The 23,682-nt window shown below is 38.2% G+C and carries 24 protein-coding genes; all 24 read left to right on the forward strand.

Annotated features, from left to right (window positions below; translation table 11 throughout):
* Positions 1-17 precede the first annotated feature (17 nt).
* The 24 genes from ACYVD4_RS14080 to ACYVD4_RS14195 all read left to right on the forward strand — a co-directional run bounded on the left by ACYVD4_RS14080 (position 18) and on the right by ACYVD4_RS14195 (position 23,656).
* Positions 18-734: a GNAT family N-acetyltransferase gene (locus tag ACYVD4_RS14080; protein ID WP_460946646.1), complete on the forward strand. Its 717-nt coding sequence runs from the start codon at positions 18-20 to the stop codon at positions 732-734.
* Positions 731-1,903, forward strand: coding sequence for a dTDP-4-amino-4,6-dideoxygalactose transaminase (gene rffA / locus ACYVD4_RS14085; protein ID WP_460946648.1), 1,173 nt, complete (start codon positions 731-733; stop codon positions 1,901-1,903). Before ACYVD4_RS14080 ends, rffA begins: the two co-directional genes overlap by 4 nt.
* Positions 1,860-2,717 (forward strand): glycosyltransferase family 2 protein, encoded by an 858-nt coding sequence (locus ACYVD4_RS14090; protein ID WP_460946650.1) that lies wholly within the window; start codon positions 1,860-1,862, stop codon positions 2,715-2,717. The genes rffA and ACYVD4_RS14090 overlap by 44 nt, the downstream gene beginning before the upstream one ends.
* On the forward strand, positions 2,686-3,441 hold the full coding sequence (locus ACYVD4_RS14095; protein ID WP_460946652.1) for a methyltransferase domain-containing protein: 756 nt from the start codon (positions 2,686-2,688) through the stop codon (positions 3,439-3,441). The genes ACYVD4_RS14090 and ACYVD4_RS14095 overlap by 32 nt, the downstream gene beginning before the upstream one ends.
* A gap of 16 nt (positions 3,442-3,457) precedes the next feature.
* Positions 3,458-4,495, forward strand: a complete 1,038-nt coding sequence (locus ACYVD4_RS14100) for a glycosyltransferase (protein WP_460946653.1) — start codon at positions 3,458-3,460, stop codon at positions 4,493-4,495.
* Positions 4,496-4,571: 76 nt separating this feature from the next.
* Positions 4,572-5,459: an FkbM family methyltransferase gene (locus tag ACYVD4_RS14105; protein ID WP_460946654.1), complete on the forward strand. Its 888-nt coding sequence runs from the start codon at positions 4,572-4,574 to the stop codon at positions 5,457-5,459.
* A gap of 12 nt (positions 5,460-5,471) precedes the next feature.
* Positions 5,472-6,431, forward strand: a complete 960-nt coding sequence (locus tag ACYVD4_RS14110; protein ID WP_460946656.1) for a glycosyltransferase family 2 protein — start codon at positions 5,472-5,474, stop codon at positions 6,429-6,431.
* 4 nt (positions 6,432-6,435) lie between these two features.
* Positions 6,436-7,557 carry an acyltransferase family protein gene (locus ACYVD4_RS14115; RefSeq protein ID WP_460946658.1) on the forward strand — a complete coding sequence of 374 codons (1,122 nt, stop codon included), beginning with the start codon at positions 6,436-6,438 and terminating at the stop codon, positions 7,555-7,557.
* On the forward strand, positions 7,554-8,732 hold the full coding sequence (gene wecB, locus ACYVD4_RS14120) for a non-hydrolyzing UDP-N-acetylglucosamine 2-epimerase (protein WP_460946660.1): 1,179 nt from the start codon (positions 7,554-7,556) through the stop codon (positions 8,730-8,732). Before ACYVD4_RS14115 ends, wecB (ACYVD4_RS14120) begins: the two co-directional genes overlap by 4 nt.
* Positions 8,732-9,478, forward strand: coding sequence for a glycosyltransferase family 32 protein (locus ACYVD4_RS14125; protein ID WP_460946662.1), 747 nt, complete (start codon positions 8,732-8,734; stop codon positions 9,476-9,478). The genes wecB (ACYVD4_RS14120) and ACYVD4_RS14125 overlap by 1 nt, the downstream gene beginning before the upstream one ends.
* 369 nt (positions 9,479-9,847) lie before the next feature.
* Positions 9,848-10,897, forward strand: a complete 1,050-nt coding sequence (locus ACYVD4_RS14130) for a hypothetical protein (RefSeq protein WP_460946664.1) — start codon at positions 9,848-9,850, stop codon at positions 10,895-10,897.
* Positions 10,898-10,901: 4 nt separating this feature from the next.
* Positions 10,902-11,837 (forward strand): glycosyltransferase family 4 protein, encoded by a 936-nt coding sequence (locus ACYVD4_RS14135; protein WP_460946666.1) that lies wholly within the window; start codon positions 10,902-10,904, stop codon positions 11,835-11,837.
* Between the two features lies 1 nt (position 11,838).
* Entirely contained in the window at positions 11,839-12,465 is a 627-nt protein-coding gene (gene hisH / locus ACYVD4_RS14140; protein WP_460946668.1) for an imidazole glycerol phosphate synthase subunit HisH, read from the forward strand.
* A gap of 30 nt (positions 12,466-12,495) precedes the next feature.
* Complete coding sequence (locus ACYVD4_RS14145; RefSeq protein ID WP_460946670.1) at positions 12,496-13,263, forward strand: AglZ/HisF2 family acetamidino modification protein; 768 nt, start codon at positions 12,496-12,498, stop codon at positions 13,261-13,263.
* A complete protein-coding gene (locus tag ACYVD4_RS14150; protein WP_460946672.1) occupies positions 13,260-14,417 on the forward strand; it encodes an N-acetyl sugar amidotransferase in 1,158 nt (385 codons plus the stop codon). Before ACYVD4_RS14145 ends, ACYVD4_RS14150 begins: the two co-directional genes overlap by 4 nt.
* A complete protein-coding gene (locus tag ACYVD4_RS14155; protein WP_460946674.1) occupies positions 14,414-15,502 on the forward strand; it encodes a DUF354 domain-containing protein in 1,089 nt (362 codons plus the stop codon). Before ACYVD4_RS14150 ends, ACYVD4_RS14155 begins: the two co-directional genes overlap by 4 nt.
* 18 nt (positions 15,503-15,520) lie before the next feature.
* Positions 15,521-16,540 (forward strand): lipid II:glycine glycyltransferase FemX, encoded by a 1,020-nt coding sequence (locus tag ACYVD4_RS14160; RefSeq protein WP_460946676.1) that lies wholly within the window; start codon positions 15,521-15,523, stop codon positions 16,538-16,540.
* Positions 16,541-16,569: 29 nt separating this feature from the next.
* On the forward strand, positions 16,570-17,262 hold the full coding sequence (locus ACYVD4_RS14165; protein WP_460946678.1) for a class I SAM-dependent methyltransferase: 693 nt from the start codon (positions 16,570-16,572) through the stop codon (positions 17,260-17,262).
* A 35-nt stretch (positions 17,263-17,297) separates the two neighbouring features.
* The gene (locus ACYVD4_RS14170; RefSeq protein ID WP_460946680.1) at positions 17,298-18,383 is read left to right on the forward strand and encodes a DUF354 domain-containing protein; all 1,086 of its coding nucleotides are present in this window, start codon (positions 17,298-17,300) and stop codon (positions 18,381-18,383) included.
* Positions 18,384-18,401: 18 nt separating this feature from the next.
* Positions 18,402-19,160, forward strand: coding sequence for a hypothetical protein (locus ACYVD4_RS14175; protein WP_460946682.1), 759 nt, complete (start codon positions 18,402-18,404; stop codon positions 19,158-19,160).
* A gap of 14 nt (positions 19,161-19,174) precedes the next feature.
* The gene (gene wecB, locus ACYVD4_RS14180; protein WP_460946684.1) at positions 19,175-20,323 is read left to right on the forward strand and encodes a non-hydrolyzing UDP-N-acetylglucosamine 2-epimerase; all 1,149 of its coding nucleotides are present in this window, start codon (positions 19,175-19,177) and stop codon (positions 20,321-20,323) included.
* 101 nt (positions 20,324-20,424) lie between these two features.
* Entirely contained in the window at positions 20,425-21,552 is a 1,128-nt protein-coding gene (locus ACYVD4_RS14185; protein WP_460946686.1) for an acyltransferase family protein, read from the forward strand.
* A gap of 121 nt (positions 21,553-21,673) precedes the next feature.
* Positions 21,674-22,603: a hypothetical protein gene (locus ACYVD4_RS14190; RefSeq protein WP_460946688.1), complete on the forward strand. Its 930-nt coding sequence runs from the start codon at positions 21,674-21,676 to the stop codon at positions 22,601-22,603.
* 150 nt (positions 22,604-22,753) lie between these two features.
* The gene (locus tag ACYVD4_RS14195; protein ID WP_460946690.1) at positions 22,754-23,656 is read left to right on the forward strand and encodes a class I SAM-dependent methyltransferase; all 903 of its coding nucleotides are present in this window, start codon (positions 22,754-22,756) and stop codon (positions 23,654-23,656) included.
* Positions 23,657-23,682: the final 26 nt, after the last annotated feature.

Genomic DNA, 23,682 nt, shown 5'->3' on the forward strand with positions numbered 1-23,682 from the left:
TTCTGAAATTGCCCAAAATGGCGACTGTAGAGCACTTAAACTGGGATAGTGATTTCTTCGGGAAGAAGATCGGCAAGTGCGAATTACGTACCTCAGGGGACATTCAGGTAAGTGTTACGTTGTTAAGCGAAGCCCAGAAACAAGACTATGCGCTAGTCTATTTATTTGCTCCAGAGAACATCTCGCTCCCCGAAACCATTCATTCATTGTTTGATGCCCGATTGGTTGATACTCGTCTGATTTATACCCTTGAAACTGATCAATCAATGAGAGTATCAGACCCGAATGTGTTCTCACTTCAGGCTACTGACGATAAAAACAAACTGTATGAATTAGCCTATCAATCAGGCCATTACTCAAGATTTAAGCAGGATTCAAACTTTTCAGAAGCCGACTTTAAGCGGTTGTATCGGAACTGGATGGATAAATCGCTGGAGGGACAACTTGCCGACGAAGTATTTGTCTACAAACACGAAGAGGCTATTCTGGGAATGATTACGGTAAAAATCTCAGGAGACATAGGCACACCAGGGATTTTAGCAACTGATCAGGACCATCGCGGCAAAGGAATCGGAACCGCTTACTTTAATCACATGCTGGCTTATCTGCATAACAAAGGTGTTTCTCGGATGAACGTAGTGACCCAAAAAGCCAACCGTCAAGCTTGTCAATTTTATGAGAAAATAAACTGTCAGCAGCTATCGGCCACCGACATTTATCATGTTTGGTTATGAATTCGATTGAGATTCCATTCAATAAACCTTATTTAACCGGTAAGGAAACTCAATACATCATTGAAGCAGTCAACTCAGGCAAGCTATCGGGCAACGGGTTGTTTACGCAAAAATGCCAGCGTTTTTTTGAAAACAGATACGGTTTTCGGAAGGCGTTGCTGACAACTTCCTGCACCGATGCGCTTGAAATGGCGGCTTTATTGGCCAACATTCAACCCGATGACGAAGTCATTGTACCATCCTATACTTTTGTTTCAACCGCTTTACCCTTCATTCGGCAGGGTGCCAACGTAATATTTGCCGACAGCAGCGGCAGCAGTCCGCATATTGATGTCAATCAGCTGGAAGCACTCATCACGTCGCGCACGAAGGCGATTGTTCCTGTTCATTACGCAGGTACGGCTTGTGACATGGACAAGCTCATGCGGCTCGCCCAGCAATATAATCTGATTGTTATTGAAGATGCCGCTCAGGCTATTGAGTCATTTCATAAAGGCAAGGCGCTGGGTTCAATCGGTCATTTGGCCGCATTCTCGTTTCACGAAACCAAAAACATTATTTCGGGCGAAGGTGGCATGTTGGCCATAAACGACGAACGGTTTCTTCAACGGGCCGAAATTATCTGGGAAAAAGGCACGAACCGAAGCGAATTCTTCCGGGGCGAAGTCAACAAATACGGCTGGGTCGATATTGGTTCTTCGTTTTTGCCTTCTGAGGTTATTTCTGCCTTTTTATATGCTCAGTTAGAGAATATTGAGCAAATCCAGAATCGTCGAATGGACTTGTGGAGTTATTATTATGAAGCACTACGTCCACTGGCCGAAGAAGGATATTTTAAGTTGCCTTGCCTTCCAGAATATGCCAGTAACAATGCACACATGCTCTATCTGGTGTGCAACTCATTAGACGAACGTAACAAACTGATTTCAGCTCTGAAAAGTCAGGGCGTATTGGCCGTTTTTCATTATCTGAGTCTGCATAAAAGCGCCTACTATACGGATAAACACGACGGACGAGAATTGTATTATGCCGACCAATACTCGGATTGTCTGCTCCGTCTGCCTCTGTTTTATGAACTAACGTATCAACAAATCGATAAAATAGTTAACGTCATCTATAATGTATATGCTTACTCAAAAAACGCCAAAGCTATCCATTATAACTATTAATTATAATAATGCACAAGGCATAAAAAAAACGATAGAAAGCGTTGTTAATCAATCTTCTATCGACTTTGAGTATATCGTTATCGACGGCGGATCAACAGATGGTAGCGTAGAAATCATTCGACAACATCAGGACAAAATCACCTACTGGATCAGCGAATCCGACAACGGCATTTACCACGCCATGAATAAAGGCATTCTGAAAGCCCGTGGTGAGTATTGCCAATTTCTGAACTCTGGCGATTACTTACTAGCTCCTGACGTAACGGCACGAATGCTGGATGAATTTGAAGATTGCAGTATTTTATACGGAAATAAGGTACGAGAAATAGACGGAAAACGTACTGTTGAACGTAGTTACGCCGGGCGTCAGATTACGCTGATGGATATGTATTATTCAACTATTTTCCATTCCCCCGCCTACATAAAACGATCATTGTTCGATCAATATGGCCTGTATGACGAGTCTCTTAAAATAGTATCTGACTGGAAATTCTATCTAATAACTGTTGGTCTACACAATGAAAAGGTTCTTTATCGAGACATCAACGTAGTGTGGTTCGATACAAACGGAATAAGTAGCAATACCGAGCTAGATTTACAGGAACGAAAAGCCGTACTAAATGCTATCTTACCTAAAAGTATATTACTGGATTATCAGGAATTCTCACTTGATGGAAGAATTATAAAAAGATTAAAAAGAAATAAACTGGCGTGGTTTATGATACTGAATATATATAGGTTGCTTTTCAGGATAGATAAATATAAAAGTATAAGAAATCAGGATGAAAAAAGGAGTGATCAATCTTCTGGATAAGCTGGGATTTATCGTCTTTACAAAGAAAACAATAAAATCCTACAAAACTAACCAAATAGAAAGTATTCATCCATCTTTATTAGGCAAAGGTTCATATATAAAAGCCGGAGAAAATGGAGGACTTCGCGCAAAACTATTAATTGAAAATAAAAAAAGATGGTTGGAAGTAGGTTGTGGCGGTACATTCGATGATCATTTCACTTATATAGACCTCTTTCCTGAGACTCTCGTTAATAAAAAAGGAAAATACTATCGGATCGATATGACAACAGTTACGGATTCGATCTTAGAAAAATTAGGCAAATTTGATTTAATACGTATGCAGCACGTTTTCGAACATTTCACTCCTGAAACAGGCTTAACAGTCTTGAAAAATTGTGCAAAACTATTAAACAAAGATGGCTATATTCTTATTTCAACGCCTGATTTAAAAAAATATATAAACTTATACTTAACAGGTCAAATTCGACAAGAATCTGATTGGGCATTGAACAGGATTTCGAAAGAAAGTCCAGCCAGTTTTTATTTCTCTGTATTTTCACACAGTGTACCGACAGAGAAGCATGAATGGTGCTACGATGCAGAAGGATTGTTGTATCAACTAACAAGATCAGGAGAATTTAAAAATATGCAGGAAGTAACCCTCTCCGATGAGCTGGCTAACATTCCATTTACGCACAATAGACCTAATGAAGATGTTTGTGTAGTTGCACAGTTAAAATAAATTAATCCTAGAAATTGTGAAAGTATATATAGACCCTAATTCCAATATAGACTACACCTCCTTTTACATCAAAGGACTATATGACGTATTTGGAGAATCTAATATCAATTTTGCAAATCAATATTTCACAAAATTAAAGATAAGCAGAGCACTAAAATTTGTAGTTATTAATAATAAAATCATAAACAGGTATATAATTGACTGGAGTGACGATTCAGCAATTGAAGATTCAGATTATGAATGGTGTGATGTTTATGGGAAAATTAATTTAAACCCAGAATATACGTCTGAAAAATATAATCAAAAAATAATAAGTGTTGCTCCAAGTTTCGGTATAAAGATTTGGGACAATTCATTAGCTGGTTTTTATGGATTCCGAAATTTACTACAAACACAGAGAAGTTTTAGAGGAATAAAAAGTTTCCTATCCAGTTATTATAAACAAAGTAGACAAATATCTATAAATGCCTATAAACCAGGGAAAGCAAGATCAAATTACATATATTCTATAAATACGCTCTGGAGTAGTGATCAATGGATTAATAACGATAATACTGTAAATCAATATAGAGCAAATTTTATGAATGCCTGCAAAAGTATGAAAGAAGTACATTTTGAAGGTGGTTTTGTATATAGTAAAATAAAAAACACGAATATTCGCTTCCAAAATTTAGTGGTAAATGAGAAATGGGTGCCAAAGCAAATTTATATTAATAAGATTAAAGCATCTACGTTGGTGTTCAATACACCAGCGTGGGCTCTTTGCCACGGCTGGAAACTAGGCGAATACCTTGCATTAGGCAAAGCTATCATCTCTACGCCTTTAGTAAACGATCTTCCCGAACCCCTTGAACACGGAAAACATATTCATATAGTATCCGGAAAAGAAACTGAGATCAGAGAAGCGATTGAATTAATTAGAAGTAACGAGGATTATAGAAAAACGCTTGAGAAAAATGCGTACGAATATTACCTACGATACGTATCACCTAGCCAATCGATACGTATCGTGCTTAATAAGTGTGAGAATAATATATTACAAAGTGCATATTAAAAACTGAACTATGTTAAAAAATATAGCAATAGGTCTAATTAAGAAAGTAAGTGTATATATTAGTAAATTATTACTAATGAAGCCTTTCTACAAGACCTATAACATGTTATATGAATATAGTCCCAATTTTATTACTCACGTAGCAGGAAAATACATAACCTTACCAAACAGGAACGATAATTGGAAAATCGTTCTTAAAAATGGCAAAAAAGTAAATACTTCTATACTCAAAAATAATGATAAAACACGACAATTTGCTGTTTCATATAAATGGCATTCTCCTGAATTAAATTTCACTGAACATATTTTAAACAAATATTTTGACAAAGATATCCCATGGATAGATATTGGAGCAAATCTAGGCATGAGATCGTTGTTATCACTATCAGAAGGAAGACCCGTATTTTTCGTTGAGCCTAACAAAGAATTGAATTTAATAAACAAGGAACGATGTGTACTAAATAAATTCTCAAACTACACTTTTTTTGAAGTAGGAGCTTCTGACAAGGCCGGTTACAGTAGTTTCTTTATTGATACAACCTCCTATAATAGCACATTAAATAATCAACTTCTCACTAAACAGGAAATAGAGAAGGAGGAATTAATCAAGATCGAAACAATAGATAATTTATTTTTGGATTTATTAATCGATTCAAAAACGGCTTGTGTCAAAATAGACGTAGAAGGTCATGAATTACAGGTTTTATCAGGAGCAAAGGCTTTTATTAAAAAGTTTACACCCACAATGATTGTTGAGGTAAATAGTACTTCTGATAATTTTCTAGCTTTCAATCAGCTCACGAGAAGTTATGATTATGAGCTTTTCGCAATCGGTTCTATTAAACGTGGAAAATATTTTAAGCGAATAAATAATCAAGAAATTAAAACATACGAAGCATCGAATGATTTTCTGCTTACAAAAGATAAAGGGCTGATTAAGGAGATCGAAAAATATTCATGTTGATCATGCATAAAGATGTTTTCAGTAGTTATACCTCTTTATAATAAAGCACCATACATTGCCAAGGCAATCACATCTGTCTTAAATCAAACGTATGTAAATTTTGAACTTATAATTATTAATGATGGATCAACGGACAATAGTATTGAAGAAGTCTATAAATTTAATGATCAACGAATAAACTTTATAAGCCAGAAAAATGCGGGAGTTTCTGTAGCACGTAATATCGGCGTAAAGCATGCACGCTTCCAATACATTGCTTTTCTGGACGCTGATGATTGGTGGGGTTGTCATTTTTTAGAGGAAATGGCTACTCTAATAAACCAATATAATGAGGCTAACTTATTCGGAACAAGTTATTACTACGTAAAAAACGGCAAAAATCAATTACCTAACATTGGATTGCCTTCAGGTTTCGAAGCTGGTTATATCAACTATTTTGCTGTATATGCAAAAACATTCTGGGTCCCCATCAATTGCTCTTTTGTAGTTATTTCTAAATCAATTTTCGAGAAAGAAAGCGGATTTAATAGTAATATAAAATTTTCTGAAGATTTTGATCTTTGGGCAAGAGTCGCAATACAATCAAAGGTTGCGTACGTTAATAAATTCCTAGCCTATTCAAATCAAGATGTAGATATACATAATAGGGCACTTAATGGCAAGATTAGATCTAAAGAAACGCACATTATTTTTAACATAGAACATTTAGAGAGAGCCGCTAAAAATAATCGATCATTAAAAAAACTGCTAGACGGACTAAAGGTACGCTCCCTCTATAATTATTACCTAAAAGGATTATATACCGACGAAATAAATAAATTGTTAGAAACTGTCAACTGGTCACAGCAGCCGTTCATATACAAGTTCATTTATAAAGCTCCTAAAATCATCGTATACTTATTTACAGGAATCAAGCAGTTAGGTTCGGCAATAAAAACTAACCTGTATAATACGTTTGTCTCTGTCAAGTAATAAAATGATAAATAAAGTAATTTATCTGCCTGGTATAAACGGTTTAAGAGCTATTGCTGCATTATCAGTAGTAATGGGGCACACTATAGTAGGAGCCATCATGAACTTTGGATTAGCTGATGATATTGGTCTACCTATGTCACAATTTGCCGTTACGTTATTTTTTGTAATTAGTGGCTTTATAATTACCTATTTATTATTGATCGAGAAACAATCTAATCAGGTAAGTATAAAAAAATTTTATATTCGACGAGTATTACGAATATGGCCTTTATATTATTTATTTATATTAATCTGTTATTCTTTTTCTGATTTAGTGAGTATCCATACTAACCGGATTCACTCGAACCATCTTTATTGGTATATTCTACAACTAGCCGATGTGCCAGCAATTCTAAACTTACCTATTGATATACTAGCACATTTTTGGAGTCTTGCAGTCGAAGAACAGTTTTATTTAATATGGCCATGGCTGTTTACAATAAACCCTAAGAAGTATTTACCAGTCATTATTATAGGAATTTCTATTTTACTATCCTTAAAGTTTGGCAGTTACTTTTTTCTTGGCAAATCTTCTATTGCATATATTTCATTCAGCATCATACGATTCCCGTCAATGATGTTAGGCGGACTTGGGGCAATACTCTATTACAGAGGTAACGAACTATTTATAGACATATTATCAAAAGAATCTGTACAGATTCTAGCGTGGTCAATATTTATTTCAATAGGTTTTGGTATCATTTATTGCCCATCGCTTATTGCCCATGAATTAATATCACTGTCATCATTGACATTAATTATCGGGCAAGTAAGTACACGCAATAAATTAATTAATTTAGAAAGTAACCTATTAAATTTCCTCGGAAAAATTTCTTACGGCATGTATGTAATTCATCCGTTATGTATATTTCTCCTTATGCCATTATTAAAAGAATTACCAATAAATAGCCTAGCTAAATTTTTACTTGGCCTTATACTTGTTTTCTCATCAACTACAATATTCTCCTATTTATCTTATCAATATTTCGAAAAATTCTTTTTACAGTTAAAAGATAAATTCTCTACAGTTAATTCTAATGCTACTAAACCTCTGGAAGTGAGTAATCAGTATGTAACACGATGAAAAAAAGGATACTACTAACATTTGGAACTCGGCCAGAAGCTATAAAAATCGCTCCGTTAATTCGGGAATTCCAGCAGCATCAGCATCTTTTCGACGTACTGGTTTGTGTGACAGGTCAGCATCGGGAAATGCTTGATCAGGTTCTTGAGCTATTTGACATCGTGCCCGATTATGATCTAAATATCATGAAACAAGGGCAGGATTTACATGATATAACCGCACGCCTTCTGGTCGAGATGCGGGAAGTTTTTTTTAACAGTAGGCCTGATATAGTTTTCGTACATGGCGATACGGTTACGTCTATGGCTGTGTCACTGGCAGCATTTTATCAAAATATTCCCGTAGCTCATGTTGAAGCTGGACTTAGAACACACAACCGTTATAGTCCATGGCCTGAAGAAATGAACCGACAAATCACTGGTCGACTTGCTACGTATCATCTCGCTCCAACATATCAGGCTAAGAGTAACTTACTGAATGAAAAAATAACCGACACATCAATTATAATAACAGGAAATACAGTAATTGACTCACTAAAAAACATAATTAATAAAATAGTTAATAGTTCGGGCATGGAACTTGCTATCGTACAAGATATCCGAGGCAAGGGTTATTATAATCTTCGGCAGACCAATAATAAACGTATTGTACTTATAACCGGGCATCGACGAGAAAACTTTGGCGAAGGCTTTTCCAACATCTGCCTTGCAATAAAAAGTCTGGCAATCAGGCACCCAGATGTAGATTTTGTTTATCCTGTGCATTTAAATCCGAGTGTACAGGAGCCTGTAAACAGAATCTTGCATTCGGAACGTATCGACAACGTGTTTCTGATTTCTCCGTTAGAGTATTCGTCGTTCGTCTACCTGATGCAGGCTTCTTATCTTGTTTTAACAGATAGTGGTGGTATTCAGGAAGAAGCGCCAAGTCTAGGAAAGCCAGTTCTGGTTATGCGCGACACAACTGAACGACCGGAAGCAGTAGAAGCCGGAACCGTTAGGCTGGTTGGCACCGATCAGGACAGTATTGTTAACAATGTAAGTTTATTGCTCAACGACTGGGAAACATATAATGAAATGGCACAAGCTATTAATCCTTACGGCGACGGAAAAGCGTCGACCAGAATCGTAAATTATTTTATTGAAAAAAGCCATCCACACGTAGTAGCTGCCTGATGATTCCCAAAGTAATTCATTATTGCTGGTTTGGTAGAGGTGCAATGCCAGCAATGGCCTATAAATGTCTCGACTCCTGGAAGAAATTCCTACCCGATTACGAATTACAACTCTGGAATGAAGATACGTTCGATATATCGAGCGTTCGTTACGTTAGGGAAGCTCATGAAGCCCGAAAATTCGCATTTGTTACGGACTATGTGCGGTTATATGCGCTCTATAATTTCGGTGGTATTTATATGGATCTGGATGTTGAAATACTAAAAAATCTGGACAATCTTTTGCATTTACCAGCTTTCTCCGGCTTCGAAAGTGATACCGAAGTTCCAACTGGAATTATGGCGAGCGAGCAATATAACGAATGGGCCAAAGAGCAGTTAGACTACTATACGGGCAGGCCTTTTCGGCTTCCAGATGGTACGTATGATATTACAACCAACGTAGCAATTATATCGGATATAATGGCCGAAAATGGTTTTATTTTGAAGAACAGTTATCAGGTTTATAAGAACGTAATTCATATTTTCCCGAAAGACTATTTCTGTCCAAAATCGCATTCTGGTATAATCACGCTAACAGATAATACGTATTGCATTCATCATTTTGAAGGCTCTTGGCAGCCAAAACGCATAAAACTAAAGAAGTATATTTTCAGAAACATATTAGGCCCCAAAATTTCAGATTTTCTAGTCCGTATCAAACGTCGGTATTATTATACAATTTTCCCAAATCAGCATAGTTCGTAGCCAATGGTTATCCCAAGCAATACACCTTTTTCAAAGTATTATACCAATAAGGCAATTGCTTTTTTTAGCATTATTTTAGTCATTTGCTTTTTTGCTTTTTTCGAGAAATTCTTAAAAGCCGAATGGGTTGCATTTTGCTTTATCGAAGTAATTGGGTTTTTCTTTTTTGTTTATACAATTTCTAACAATTGGGCAAAAGTTATTCAGAAATCTTTTTCTAGTAAACTACTCTGGACTTCATTCTGGATTCGAATAGCTTGGGTATTTTTTAGCTATTTCTATTTTTTATCATCCACAGGTAAGCCATTTGAATACGAAACTGCCGATGCCCTTGGCTATCACAACGAAGCTATTTGGTTAACATTCCTTTTGAAGTATCACAAATTCGATCAGTATGTAGAATATGTTGGCAAAAACTACTCAGATGTTGGTTATCCCTTTTATCTGGGTATGATCTACTATAACCTGAGCGACCATGTTCTTATTCCACGTATCATTAAAGCTTATTTAGGGGCTCAAACCTGTGTATTTACTTACAAACTGGCAAGCAATAATTTTGGCGAGCCAATTGGCCGTTTAGCAGGTATTTTAACGATGCTTGTTCCTAATATGATTTATTATTGTGGGCTGCATGTTAAGGAAACAGAAATGGTTTTTTTAACGGTATGGTTCGTTTATCTGGCCGATAAAGTAATACGTACAAAGACGATAAAATCTCTCGACGTATTTCTATTAATTCTTGCAATCACATTGTCCTTCTTTTTTCGAACGGTTTTAGCCGGCTGCTTAATTGGGGCAGTGGCCGTGGCAACTGTTTTTTCATCGAGCCGAATTTCATCATTTAACAAGCGATTATTTCTTGTGCTTTTATTGATAGCGGGCGTTTTTGTGATTTCACTGACGCCCCTAGCCGATAACATCATGGACCATATCAACGAAAGTGCCGACAACCAATCCGCTCAGATGAAAAGTTACGCGACTCGTGGAGATGGCAATAACAAATACGCCAAGTACGGATCACGTAGTGTTTTTATGCCATTCATGATTATGGCACCCTTTCCCTCGCTTGTCGATACGTTACAGCCTAATGCTATGATGTTGGCCGGAGCTTATTTTACACGTAACGTCTATGCATTTTTTGTCTTTATTAGCCTCTGGGCACTTTATAAACGAAAACAGCTAAAGCATCATGTTCTGATTCTGGCCGTAACCTTCTCATACATATTCGTTTTGGCATCCAGCGGTTTTGCATTTTCTGAACGATTTCACTTGCCACTTCTACCTTTCCTGCTCACGTTTGCTGCTCATGGTGTTTCACAGATGAATCCCAAAAACAGGAAATATTATATTCCCTATCTGATATTAGTAACCGCCGTTGTGGTGGGCTGGAACTGGTTCAAACTGGCAGGCCGCTCCTAATACTATGCGAATTTTAATCGTTTGTAGCGGAAATGCGCCAGCGTTTGATTTCAGAAAGCATCAGGCTTTCGTTTACGATCAGGTAGAAGCCCTGAAGCGGCTCGATCTGACGCTTACATTCGATTACTTTTTTATTACTGGCAAAGGCGTCACAGGATACCTTTCGTGCCTGAAGCAACTGACCTCACAACTCAAAAATCAGGTTTACGACTGCATCCATGCCCACGTAGCTATGTCGGGTATGTTGGCCAATCTGCAACGCCAGGTACCCGTTATTACAACTTTTCATGGATCAGATATTAACCTGCCTTTCTCCAGAATAATTGCCGCTTTGGTTGATGCGCTGAGCAGCAAAACGATCTATATCAGCCACCAGCTTTCGCAAAAGGCGATGTATACCACTCCATCAAAACGGTCGGTTGTTCCTTGTGGAGTCGATTTTGATGTATTTGTACCAAGAGATAAAGCCCAAAGTCGACAACAATTAGGACTTTCACTAGATAAAAATTACGTTCTTTTTTCGGCTGGCTTTGACGTAGCAGTCAAGAATTACCCACTGGCAAAAGCAGCTCTTGAGCTTCTCAAGAACGAATCCATGGAATTACTCGAACTAAAGAATTATACTCGAGAAGAAGTTGCGCTATTATTCGGTGCAGTCGATGTAGCGTTAATGACGTCGTATTCTGAAGGGTCGCCCCAATTTGTGAAAGAGGCACTTGCCTGCAATTGCCCCGTCGTTTCGACCGATGTAGGCGATGTTCGCAGCATTATTGGAGATATAACTGGCTGCTACGTTACGTCTTACGAGCCTGCCGACGTAGCATCGAAAATTCACTACGTAGTAACGAATAAACAACCTATTTCGGCACGGGAGCACATGCGCCGATTCGATAACCGACTGATTGCCCAACAAATCTGGTCTGTTTATAATCAACTTTAAAATGAGCGCACAAACCGACATCGTTATCATCGATTATGGCATGGGAAATCTGCGCTCGGTCCAGAAAAAATTCGACCGCCTGAACGCGCGTGTACGTATTACGTCCGACAGTCAAGAAGTGGCAAATGCCCAAAAACTGGTTTTGCCGGGTGTCGGTCATTTTGCCAATGGTGTTAGAAATTTGAAAGAGTCGGGTATCTGGGATGTATTGAATCGTAAAGTTTTAGTTGAGCAAACACCCATTCTTGGCATATGTCTTGGTATGCAATTAATGGCGAAATCGAGCGAAGAAGGGAACGTAGCAGGGCTGGGTTGGTTCGATGCTAACGTAGTACGCTTTCAGGTAAATGACAAACTGGTTTACAAAGTCCCGCATATGGGCTGGAATACCGGGCATCGCACTCGAACCTCGCGTCTGTTTACGCAAATTCCCGATGAGGCACAGTTTTATTTTGTCCATTCGTATCATATGGTTTGCCAGAAACCAGAAGATGTACTGACCATGACAACCTACAGCTATCCGTTTGTATCGGCCATTGAGAAAGGAAATATATACGGCACCCAGTTTCACCCGGAAAAAAGCCACGACTGGGGCAAGCAGATGATTGCCAATTTCATAGCCCTATAATTAATTGACGTCTACGTAGCAACCTGTTGTATGTTCCGACCACGCGTTATTCCTGTTCTGTTATTAAAAAACAAAGGCTTGGTCAAGTCCGTACGATTCGATACGTATACTTATATCGGCGATCCGATTAACGCAGTTAAAATTTTCAACGATTTAAAAGCAGATGAGCTGCTACTACTCGACATTCTGGCAACGAAGGAAAACCGCTGCATTGATCTCGATCTGGTACGTACCATCGGCGACGAAGCCAACATGCCATTTGCCGTAGGGGGTGGTATTCAGACACTTCGGCAGATAAAAGAACTCATCAATGCCGGTGCCGAAAAAGTAGTAGTCAACTCATTTGCGGTAAAAGATCCGGCTTTTATAAAGGTAGCATCGGAAGAATTTGGCAGTTCGACCATTGTTGTTTCGATCGATATCAAAAAGAAATTTCTGGGCAAACAGCAGGTATATACCATCGGCGGAAGTCAGGCAACAGGGCTCAATCCTGTCCGCTGGGCGCAGCAAATGGAAGCTAATGGGGCTGGCGAGTTAGTCGTTACGTCTATCGAGCACGATGGTATGATGCAGGGCTATAATCTGGCATTGATTCAGGCTATCTCCGCAGCGGTCAGCATTCCGGTGGTAGCGGCTGGTGGCGCGGGCAATCTGCTCGATCTTAAAGCTGCCGTCAATACCGCTCATGCGTCGGCGGTTGCGGCTGGTTCCCTGTTTGTCTATCACGGTCCTCGCAAAGCGGTTCTGGTTAATTACCCCCAACGTAACGAACTACTAAACTTATTTACGCAGGTATGAGAATATGCACAAAAGGTGTCTGGGACGAAACCATTCCCGGCATTTCTTTCGACGAGCATGGCGTTTCAAATTTCTGCCGACTTCAGGAGACAATGATGGCCGACTATCCAAGGGGAGAAAAAGGCCTGACTGATTGGCAAAAGCTTGTTTCAACCATGAAAGAAGCTGGCCGTCATAAGCAGTACGATTGCCTTATTGGCGTTAGTGGCGGTGTCGATAGTTCTTATCTGTTGCATCTGGCGGTTCAGTATGGTTTGCGCCCGCTGGCGGTCAATTTAGACAATGGTTTCAGCAGTGAAATTGCCGTTCAAAACATCTTCAAAGTCACCTCGAAGCTGAATATCGACCTCGAAACCTACGTAATCAATTACGAAGAAATACAGGATCTGCTACGTGCCTACATGAAAGCCGGAATGCCCTGGATCGACACGCCAACCGATTTAGCCATTAAGGCAACCATGTATAAAGTAGCTCAGGCCGAGGGCATTCACTACATTCTGCGCGGCAACGATTTTCGCTCTGAAGGTAAGCAGCCTAAAGAATGGACATACGCCGACGACCGGCAATTGTTATTCATTCACAGAAAGTTCGGCTCTGGGGTTCAATTAAAAACATACCCACTGCTTACGTTGCCCAAAATGATTTATGCCGGGCTGCTGAAAGGTATTAAAGACATTCGGCCATACTACTACGTCGATTATAAAAAGCAGGAAGCCAAGCAGTTAATGATGGCGCTTTATGATTGGAAAGATTACGGTGGCCACCATCATGAAAACCTGTTCACAAAATTTTCGATGGCCTACTGGCTCCCTCGTAAGTTTGGAATCGACAAACGTAAGATTAATTTATCTGCACAAGTTCTGAGCAATGCTATAACGCGAGAGGAAGCATTGGCGCAATTAAACAGGCCATTTGCTACGCATAGCGAACTGGAGCAAACACGCGCTTACGTACAGAAAAAGCTGGCACTTTCAGATGATACGTATCAACAAATCTGGTCAGCAGCGCCCCGAAATACGTTCGACTATCCTTCTAATTATGAACTGACAATGACATTGTCGAGTAAGTTCAAACCGCTTCTAAAACGGTTATACGGATTTACGCCCATGACAATCACGGCAAATCAGGTATTGGACTCAACGGTAAGAAAATGAAATTCCTGTTTTATTTCGCTCATCCGGCACAATATCTGGCCCTTCGAGAAACGATTGTTCGTCTCTCAAGTAGGGAGAAACATACAATAACGATTTTAATCAAGACGAAAGATGTACTGGAAGAACTAATAAAAACCGATGGCCTGAGCTATACGAATATATTACCAAAAGAAAGGGGCGCTACCCGACTGGCTATGCTATTAAGCCTCTTTAAACGAATGCGGATTATTCTGCCAATTATCTTAAAACAGAAACCTGACTTACTAATTGGCACCGATGCGGCACTGGCTCAGCTTGGTAAGCTCCTGAACATCCACCGAATCACGATACTGGAAGACGATTACGCCGTTATTAAAAACCTCGCCGACTTAACGTTTCCATTTACTCAGACAATCTTATGCCCAGACGTATGCAATGTAGGAAGCTGGCAGTCGAAGAAAGTGGGCTATAAAGGCTATATGAAACTCGGCTATCTGCACCCCAACGTTTTCACAGCCGATAATACTATTCCGATAAAATATGGAATACCAAAAGATTACGTATTGATCCGACTCTCGCGATTAGCTGCTCACCACGATATTGGCGTACGGGGTCTTGACGAAAATTTGCTAGATCAAATTATACAAACAGCCAAAAAAAGAAACTATAGTATTCGAATATCTGCCGAAGGTCAAGTTGCCCCAAAATACAATCCGTATTTATTACAAATTGGTCCCAGCGATATTCATCACGTATTGGCCAACGCCAAATTACTTATTTCCGATAGCCAGAGCATGAGCGTAGAGGCATCCATGCTAGGTATACCATCTATTCGTTACAGTAGCTTAGTAAATAGAATTTCTGTTTTAACTGAGCTAGAGACAAAATACAATCTCACAATTGGCATACAAATTGGGGAAACAGAAATGTTGTTATCAAAAATAAATGAATTATTGTCCAGCACCGACTTATACGAACGATTTCAGAATAAACGTAGAAAGATGTTAGCGGACAAAATTGATGTTACTAGTTTTTGGGTCGATTTTTTTGAGAATTACCCCAAAAGTAAACAGTTATTAAAAGGTAGCAATGTAGCTATATCGTAAAGAGTAAAAATATAGTTTATGTACGAATACAGCATTTTAACTACTTTAACTGCTGAAGACGAAAAAAGCATAGAATCTTTTTTACAAATGAACGAAGGTGTTTATTACTTTCAATCACCAGCGTTTTTCTATATATGTATTGAAAGTAAAGAATTAACTCCGTACTACGTAATAGCTAAATCTAACAGTAAAATTATAGGTACATTATTAATATTTAAACAAGAATTTATCAATATACCTTTAATTTCTCCTTTTTTAGCACGGTCAGTTAGTATAGGTGGGCCTATTTCCAGAAATAAAGATGTAGTAAATGGTCTTCTGGAACGTAGTAGAAAAATAAAAAGTCTTTACACACAGATACGAAATTCTGGCAATACAATTGACTATATAGAAGAGTTTTGTCGTAATAAATTCAAATATGAAGGGCATTTGAATTTTATAGTCGACTTACGTAATAGCGAGGCAGATCTCTGGAAGAATATTCACACAAAACGACGTAATGAAATTCGACGTGCAGAGAAAGAAGGTAGTACGGTTACGATTCAAAATACGCCCGAAGCACTACGTAGTTGCTATGCTATTTTAAAAGAAGTTTACCAGCGTGCCAGACTTCCCCTACCCGATTTCAGTCATTTTAAGGCTCTTCTGGCTCACGCAAATGCAGAATCGGGACTACGGTTGTTCACCGTTATGTGGAATGAAAAAATTATTGGCTGTATGTTTTGTCTAGCCTATGGCAACACGCTATATGACTATTATGCAGGTGCTTACAGCCAGTATTACAACAAATACCCAAATGATTTACTCCCTTGGGAGGTCATGAAATGGGGGCAGAAAAACGGGTTTACCTACTTTGATTTTGGCGGTGCGGGCAAACCTAACGTTCCGTATGGTGTACGAGACTATAAAAAGAAATTCGGGGGCGCGTTGGTGAATTATGGCCGTTACGAACGTATTGAATTTCCAGTGGTTTATTCAATTGCCCAATTGGCCTTTAATTTAATTCGGGGTAAAAAGAAAGCGCCTTCGCTAACGTAGTAGCTAGTTCAATGTAACTAGATAAGTATATGTCAGATGTAGCCTATAACTGGGATTATTTATTTTCGAGCGCTTATAACAATAGAACAGGTCGTTATAAGTCTCGTACACAATTAAATTTCATCATCAAACATCTCAATGAAGCACCGCTACGTATCTTAGATGTAGCCGGTGGTTCAGGCCGGTTTGCAATTCCACTTTTAGAGAAATCTGATGATATTACAGTTGTTGATATAAACCAGAACGCTATAGATATTTTAAAATCGAGAAACGAAAAAATTATTGCTTTTTGCGCTGATTTTTTACAGGCAAAGTTTGAAGGAGATTATTCGTCTATTATCTGCATTGAGGCTTTATGTTATTTTGCAGACGTGAAAGAAGTGTTAGCAAAGATGAATTCTCTACTTCGAAAAAATGGAAAAGTAATTTTCACGTATACAAATATAGAAAGCTGGCGTTATTTTCTTAGACGAATAAAAAGTCTGTCGGGAGACGAAAGCACTTACTATGACGTTAAATTTTCGGAGTTAAAACAGATGCTAAGCGATTGTAATTTTGAAATTGAAGCCGTAGAGGGTATGAACTGGATACCTTTACCGCTCAGCTCAAACAATATTTTAGTAGATTTTTTTGCTTTTACCGAAGATAAATTAAATCTAAAAAATTGGCAATCGCAAAGCCCTTGGTTATTGATTTCGGCAAAAAAAACAGGTGATCTCTGAGTCAACACAAGCACTAGTTATGTAGTGATTTTCGCATGAAAAAAATCTTAATCGATATTAACCATCCGGCCCATGTCCATTTATTCAGGCATTTCATTCGTGAAGCCCAGAATGATGGTCATAAGGTTTGGGTTACGGCAAAAAATATCGATTCTATTACTAATCTGCTACGTCTGTATAAAATTGATTTTATCAACATTGGAAATCGGAAAGATAATATCCTTTTAAAATACATTTATGAGTTTTTTCACTTCGTTAAAGTATTCATTTTAGTACGTAGTAAAAAGATAGATTATGGGGTCGGCGTTTCGCTGGTATTGCCGCTTGTTTCCAGAGTAACGCGGATGAAATCGTTTGCGCTTGATGATGATGATTTATTGGCCGCTCCTATTTCCGGAAGGTTTATTTCGTATGCCAGTGTGATTCTGAATCCTAATGCTTTATCTCATGAGAAACGGGGGCCGCAACAGATTTGTCATCCTAGTTATCATGAGCTGGCTTATTTGCATCCGAATCGATTTACTCCTGATCCGAAAGTAGTACATGAGATAGGTATTAAGCCGGGAGAGCCATTTTTTGTGTTACGTTTTAATGCATTTAAAGCGCATCATGATGCGGGAGTACGAGGCTTTTCACTCGCCCAAAAACTTGAGCTGGTTCAATTACTTAATGCATTTGGTCAGGTATTCGTTACAACAGAACGCGCTATCGAGCCTGAATTAAGGTCGTACCAATTACCTGTTTCGCCGGAAAAAATACACTCCTTACTATATTATGCTACGTTGTTTGTCGGCGACAGTCAGACGATGACTACTGAGGCTGCACTACTAGGAACGCCAGCCATAAAAATGAATTCGTTTGCAGGCAGACTCTCAATTCCTAACGAACTGGAGAAGAAATACCAGTTGTGTTTTTCATTTCAGCCACAGCAGTTTGAGGCTATGATGTCAAAAATTAAGGAATTATTAACCGAAACTGATGTAAAAAGGGAGTGGTCGACAAGAAAAATGACCCTATTAAATGATAAAGTGGACTTAACTTCGTTTTTAACGCAACTGGTTCTGAATTATCCACAAAGTATTCATATTCAGAAACAAATTGTCTCTACAAATGAATTTTAGTTATAATTCCACCCATAAATGAAAAAGGATTTTACCATAGCTACTTATGTAAATCTGTTAAGTGAAATTGAAAAAAAAGAGTACTCCTTTTCAACATTCGAAAAATTTCTGAAGAATAACCCTCCTAAAAGCGTCATTCTACGTCATGATGTTGACTCAAAACCGCTGAATTCATTACAATTTGCCCGAATTCAACAAGAGCGTGGTATTACAGGCGTCTATTATTTCAGAGCCAATCCACCAAGCTGGAATGAGCGAGTGATTCGTGAAATTGCCGAAATGGGGCATGAAATTGGGTATCATTATGAATGCCTGACAACCTGTAAAGGAAATTTTGAACTCGCTATCAAGGATTTTGATCATAACCTGACGGCGCTACGTCGGCTAGTACCCGTATCGACCATTTGCATGCACGGAAGTCCCTTATCGAAATATGATTCCAGAGATCTGTGGAAAACTTATTCGTATCGGGATTTTGGTATAATTGGCGAACCTTACTTTGATATCGACTTTTCTAAAGTTGTTTACCTGACCGACACCGGGCGGCAATGGAATGGCAATAAAGTTAGCGTGCGCGATAAAGTTGAGTCGTCGCTTTCGCCTTCGTTTAAAAATACCGATAGCCTTATTACTACGTTAGCCAAAGGTGGACTTGCCCAGCAAATTATGTTCACGTTTCACCCACAACGCTGGAGTTCTAACCCCGTTTATTGGACACAGGAACTGATTTTGCAAAGTCTCAAGAACGTAGTAAAGCGTTATTTCTACGTCGAATAATTTGTAAGTTATTGATGCTTAAACTACTAACGTTAATTGGGGCTCGTCCGCAGATTATTAAAGCTTCGGCACTAAGCAGAGCCATACGGTTGCATTTTTCGGATAAGATTGACGAAGTAATTGTGCACACCGGCCAACATTACGATGAGAACATGTCGGCCGTATTTTTCAATGAACTTAACATACCCGCACCGAGCTATAATCTTCAGGTAGGTTCAGGAAAGCACGGCGAGCAAACGGCTCGAATGATCGCTGAAGTGGAGTTGATAATTGAACAGGAAAAGCCCGATTACGTAATCTTGTTTGGCGACACAAACTCCACATTGGCAGGCGCGATTGCTGCGTCGAAAATGCACGTACCGATTGCGCATATCGAAGCTGGCCTGCGATCATATAATAAAAAAATGCCGGAAGAGATCAATAGAATCTTAACCGACCACGTATCGACGTATCTATTTCCGCCCACACAAGCCGGTGTAACTAATCTGATAAAAGAAGGTTTTGCAATCACAAATCTTCCGCCCTATACGGTCGATAATCCTGGCATCTTTAATGTAGGCGATATTACTTACGATAACAGCTTATACTTTTCAGATTTGGCTGTTTCGAAAACAAATATTCTGGAAAGACTCCAACTTCAGGCAGAAGCGTATGTTTTGGTTACTATTCACAGAAATGCCAATACGGATGATGCCAACCGCCTAAATGCGATTTTTGATACGTTATTAACCATCGCGACAGATTACGTAAGCAAAATAATTATTCCGCTACATCCACGCACCGCAAAACAAATGGCCTCATTATTGAAGCCTGATATGTACGAGGCTATCAATGCCAATACGAATATTGTTTTGTTACCTCCCGTTTCGTTTTTAGAGATGATAACTCTTGAGCAAAACGCAACTCTGATCATAACCGATTCTGGAGGTGTGCAAAAAGAAGCTTATTACTACAAAAAGCCGTGTATTTTGCTACGTTCTGAAACAGAATGGGTCGAGATTGTGGAAAGTGGAGCCGCCATTTTATGCGATGCAAATCCTGAAGAAATTATCAATGCATTTATAAATTACCGGCAATCATCTGTTATAGAAAGTAAGGCACTTTACGGTCACGGAGAAACAGCAAAAAGTATCCTAAAAATATTATTAGAAAATGTTGCATAAACAAGCAGCTTATAGATAATAATTTTAATTACAAGACAGACAATAAATACCCATAGATGTTTACCTTAATTAATTCGTTTTATATTAATTACATACAATAAGTGATAAGAAAATTTGATTATATAGATTCTTTACGAGGTATTGCTATCCTTTGTGTATTAATAAACCATTATAGGCCAAATGGAATAGATCATTATTCCGTTGCTATAAAAAACTTAATACTAAACACTAGCAATGGTGTTCAATTATTTTACGTAGTAAGTGCCTTTACGCTCTTTCTATCATATAGCCGAAGAGCAGAAAAAGAAATAAACATTAATACTAATTTTTTTATTAGGCGCTATTTTAGAATAGCACCTATGTACTATGTTGCATGCAGTTATTACATAGTACATAGGTGCTATTTTTCTGATTCCTTATCAGCTAATACACTTAGCTCAATTACCGATTGGGGAATCATTTCAAATTTTTTATTAATTCATGGCTTTAGTCCAAACTGGATACACGCAGTGGTGCCAGTAGGTTGGTCTGTGGCTGTGGAAGTTCAATTTTATTTACTAATACCATTCTTTGTAAAACAGATAACAAATCTGAACCGAGCCATTATCTTTCTTTTAGGTAGCGTACTAGTAAATACGTTATTGAAATTACTCATAACTAAAGCTGGCTTAGTAGCATATGGGCTCAATTGGGAGAGTTACGTCTTGTTCTGGCTGCCCAATCAGTTGCCAGCATTTGCCTGTGGCTTAGTTCTTTTCTTTTTGATTACAGAATCAAGAAGAAAATGGAAAATTAGTCCGTTTATTATTTATACACTATTTATCATTGTTTTATTAGATTTAGGTTCTGGCAAGAAATTTCTTTTTTCAGATAGTTTATTTTTTTCCTTATTATTCGTTGTATTTACTTACACCCTTTCTAAAAATCCGACATATATTTTTGTCAATAAATTCACAAAATATATAGGACAACGTAGTTACAGTATGTATCTTTTGCACTTTCCCGTGCTTGGATTATTAATTAAACTAGATATTATTATTATTATACAAAATTATTTCCAATCAATTCCGATATTATCTTATTGTATACCTCTGCTCTCTTTTATTTCTATTACTACGTTCATATCTTCCTACTTTTATAAAATTATTGAAATTCCATTTCAGGAATTTGGTAGCCGATTAATCAGGAAAAGCGAAAATGATCTGGCTATTCCTACGGTCGCATCTTAGTATAAATCATAAATCAACGTAGCAACTTTGATAAACTTCAATGGCTCGCTTACTACGCATATGTCGTTATTTGCTTCTGGTTACAGTTGCCATTTTTTGGAGTTGCGGTTTATCAACTAAGGTGTCGTATTGGCTTTCTGGATTAGGAATTATTACTGATCAATCGCGATTTGGCGACTTATATCAATTTTCGGCTTTACCTCAATTCAAACAGAAATGGCCTGTTTATCCAACCTCGCACCGTTCGAACGATACGGCTTCAACTCATTTATACATCATTGGCGACAGTTTCACTCACCCACTTTTCCTGAGTCAATCCGATTTTCGGGTCAGTCATTACGAGCGATGGGATCAAGGTGCTCCAGCTCAATGTAAGCTCGACTCAACCAAACGTAACGTTCTGCTCATTGAATCCGTTGAACGTAACGTCCGGCAAAATTTCGCAATAAAATCCACACAAACTTTACCTACAATCACCTATAAATCAGAAAATTGGATTACAAAATTATCAAAACGCTTCGATAGAAACTTTCATCGAAGCCGCATCGAAAGCCGTCTTGAATCAGCCCTTTTTAACCACGATTGGGCTTTTTGTTTTAAGGAAATAAAAGCTGCTTTAACGCTGAATTGGTTCAACCGAACCGACATCCAGGTAACTCTATCAACAGATCAGCAACATTTGTTTTACTTCATGGATACCGATAAGCGGTTGCCACTTAATTCGTCTTTTGCTCCTATTTCCGATTCTGAGATTGACTCTTTGATTTTCACTATCAATGCCACTAGCGAGCACTACCGTCGTTTAGGTTTCGACGAAATCTTCTTATCGATCATTCCTAATAAAGCAAGTATACTCGACACAAATCGAACTGATTATAACCATCTTATCGAGCGAATTCAAGAAAGTCCCAAGCTAAAAATACCAATAATAAATACGTACGCAGCATATCGGCAATCGACGATATCACCCTATTTAAAAGGCGACACTCACTGGAATTGCGAAGGGAGAGAAATCTGGCTAAAGTTGATTTGGGAAAAACTTCGTATATGATATTAATTTATTATCACATTATAGTATTCGACAATATTTTCTCTACATCACACAAATTTCGGCAACATAATTGATAGAAATCAACTACCACAAATACAAATTAGTATCACTACGTATAAACACTAGTCAGTGCTATAATTCGCTAAACATATGGTTCTCCTTCAACGTATTAACCGTTTTCGCCATGTTTATAATCTACTGTATCATCAAACAGGATTAGGCTTCCCACCAGGCCACTACTATAGCCCTGTAGTTAACAAAAGCGAGTTAATACATCGAAATGAGTTATTCGCCAACTTTCCACGTTTGTTACCCAATATTAACTTACGTGAGGCAGAGCAAATGGAGTTACTTGAAGAATTCAGCAAATTGTACACTAGTATTCCATTTACAAAAGAACACACGCCAGAACGTCGATATCACTATGATGCACCTGGTAATCAGTACTGTTATTCTGATGCCATTATGTTGCACTGCATCATGCGGACCTTCCAGCCTAAGCAGGTTATCGAAGTAGGTTCAGGATTTTCATCGGCAGTTATGCTTGATACAAACCAACTATTCTTTAATAATAGCATTCAATTTACATTCATTGAGCCATTTCCAGATCGTCTTTATGGGTTACTCCGATTCGAAGATCGTACACGTACAGTAACTCACGAAAAAGGATTACAAGAAATTGAGTTGATAGAGTTTGATAAATTAAGGGAGAACGATGTGCTCTTCATTGACTCTACCCACGTTTCCAAAACAGGAAGCGATGTTAACCAGATAATTTTCAACATTCTGCCTCGTCTTCAAGAAGGAGTACTCATTCACTTTCACGATATATTTTATCCATTTGAATATCCAAAAGATTGGGTGGTGAACAGTAGCGGTTTTGGCTGGAATGAAGCCTATATAGTGCGAGCATTTTTAATGAATAATCCAGATTATGAGATAGTAATGTTTAACACATTCATGGAGCATTTCCATACAGAATGGTTTCAAAAAAATATGCCGCTCTGTTTAGAAAATATGGGTGGAAGTTTATGGTTACGAAAAATAAAATAGATATCTAAATTATTAATAAAGCAATA

Source organism: Spirosoma daeguense (assembly GCF_054776875.1).